We start from the raw sequence: 2,104 nt of genomic DNA, 5'->3' as shown, positions 1-2,104 counted from the left end.
CCCTCCCTGATCAGGTTCTCGAGATCCGCTCCCACGAAGCCGTGGGTGCGCTCGGCGTAGCGCTCCAGATCGACGCCGTCGCTCAGGGGGACGTCGGCCGCGTGGATGTCGAGGATCTCCGCCCGCCCGTCGGCGTCCGGCACGCCGATCTCGATCTCGCGGTCGAACCGACCGGGACGACGGAGGGCGGGGTCGATCGAATCGATTCGATTCGTCGTCCCGACCACGACGACCTGCTCCCCGTCGGCTCCGTCGTCGAGGACGGAGAGTAACTGGGCGACGATCCGGCGTTCGGCATCGCCGACGTCCTCCCGCTTCGGCGCGATCGCGTCGATCTCGTCGATGAAGACGACCGCGGGCGCGTTCGCCTCGGCCTCCTCGAAGATCTCCCGGAGCCGCTGCTCGCTTTCCCCCCGGTACTTCGAGACGATCTCCGGCCCGCGAAGCGTTCGAAAGTGCGCGCCGACCTCGTTGGCCAGCGCGCGGGCAACGAGCGTCTTTCCGGTTCCCGGCGGTCCGTACAGGAGAACGCCATTCGGCGGGTCGATCCCGAGCCGATCGAACAGCCCCGGATATCGCATCGGTAACTCGACGACCTCCCGAACCTGCTCGAGTTCCTCGTCCAGCCCCCCGACGTCGTCGTACGTCACGCCGACGGCGCCCGGATCGTCCTCCGCGTCGCCGACCGTCGCCGACTCCGGCGAGAGCACGACCGACGTCCAGTCCTCGACGACGGCGGGCCCGGCCGGCTCGAGGGCGACGACCTCGATCGGGACGTTTCGCGTCTCGGTTCCCGATCCGTCTGCCAGCGGAACCGTTACCGTCTCTCCGTCCGAGAGAACCCGCCCGACCAACGCGTCCCGCTGTGAGAGTTCGAGGGCCTCTCTCGAGGGAACGTCTTCGGGAAGCGCGATCTCGACGCGCTCGGCCGATCGAACGTCGGCCGGCTCCGCGCGGACCGTCTCGCCGGGGGCGACGTCGAGCCGCTCCGCGAGCCGGCGGTCGAGACGGACCGTTCGAGCCCCCGTCTCCTCGCTCGGTCGCGACGTCACCTCGGCGACGACCGACTCCCCCGTTGGTCCCTCGAGCGAGACGTACTCGCCGGGCTCGGTGCCGAGCGCGGTTATCGTCTCCCGCTCGAGGGCGATGACCCTCTTCATCCGATCCGAAACAAGCGGCTTGACGGTGAGTCTCATTGCGCAATCGTCTTTTGATAACGTGTCACGTACGAGTGCAAGAACGTTTGGATCGGTCCCGCGCCACCCCGACCCTGAACGAACGGTTCGAGTCCACCTCACCGTTCGATCCCGACGAATGTTTATTGGATATGACGTTGAGGAGTAACACGGACCATGACGAATGACAACCTGGAGGACTACCTTATCCTCCGTGCGCTCGACGACCCGATCAGCGAAACCGACCTCGAAGCCGCCGCCGAGCAGTCGGGCGACGCCCTCGAGGAATTGCGCGACGAGGGCGTCGGCATCCGCTGGGTCGAATCGGAAGTGCTAACGAACGAAGATGGACAGGTCACTGGCACGTACTGTCACTACCGGGCCGAAGACACGGCTGCAGTCCGTGAGCACGCCGAGCGAGCGGGGCTTCCCGCTACGCGGATCGACCACAAAGGAGACCCGCTCGAGGGCGAGTAACCGGTAATTCGGAGACTCGAAGGGCTACCGGAACGGCCCTTTCGTCCGTCGGCGGACGGCCCGAGCCGACGTGGTCGACATCGACGTCTCGAGGAGTTGTAACTAGTTTATGAAAAGGGTATGAATGAAAGCGGCGAATCGGTGTTTCCAGAGGGTCTCCCACTCCAGTACTTGCCGAAACGCAGGCGAGCTTATCTTCCGTGTTCGGGATGGGTACGGGNGGTCTCCCACTCCAGTACTTGCCGAAACGCAGGCGAGCTTATCTTCCGTGTTCGGGATGGGTACGGGAGGCACCTCGCCGCTGTGGCCGCTGTAACGCCGACCGGCGGAATCGAACCGCCGTGAGACCACTGTCGGTCATCGGTATGAGTGGTGGGCGGCGAATCGGTGTTTCCAGAGGGTCTCCCACTCCAGTACTTGCCGAAACGCAGGCGAGCTTATCTTCCGTGTTC

At 65.3% G+C, this 2,104-nt stretch carries 2 protein-coding genes and 2 rRNA genes; 1 reads left to right on the top strand and 3 read right to left on the bottom strand.

The features are described 5' to 3' along the window. A partial coding sequence (locus C492_RS13215; RefSeq protein ID WP_008424352.1) for an AAA family ATPase occupies positions 1-1,160 on the bottom strand: 1,160 nt, incomplete at its 3' end. A gap of 192 nt (positions 1,161-1,352) precedes the next feature. Between C492_RS13215 and C492_RS13210 the strand changes: the two genes are divergently transcribed. Beyond that, the gene (locus tag C492_RS13210) at positions 1,353-1,652 is read left to right on the top strand and encodes a DUF4242 domain-containing protein (RefSeq protein ID WP_008424350.1); all 300 of its coding nucleotides are present in this window, start codon (positions 1,353-1,355) and stop codon (positions 1,650-1,652) included. Positions 1,653-1,865: 213 nt separating this feature from the next. Here the strand turns inward: C492_RS13210 and rrf (C492_RS26080) are convergent. Beyond that, positions 1,866-1,967, bottom strand: a 5S ribosomal RNA gene (rrf, locus tag C492_RS26080). 56 nt (positions 1,968-2,023) lie between these two features. After that, positions 2,024-2,104: ribosomal RNA gene (gene rrf / locus C492_RS13200) — 5S ribosomal RNA — on the bottom strand; the annotation flags it as partial.

Source organism: Natronococcus jeotgali DSM 18795 (assembly GCF_000337695.1).
Classification (GTDB): Archaea; Halobacteriota; Halobacteria; order Halobacteriales; family Natrialbaceae; genus Natronococcus; species Natronococcus jeotgali.
This window is presented reverse-complemented; position numbering and strand designations above follow the sequence as displayed.

Coding starts and splice junctions, on each gene's coding strand:
- C492_RS13210 (WP_008424350.1), top strand. CDS start 1,353: ATGACGAATGACAACCTGGAGGACTACCTTATCCTCCGTGCGCTCGAC.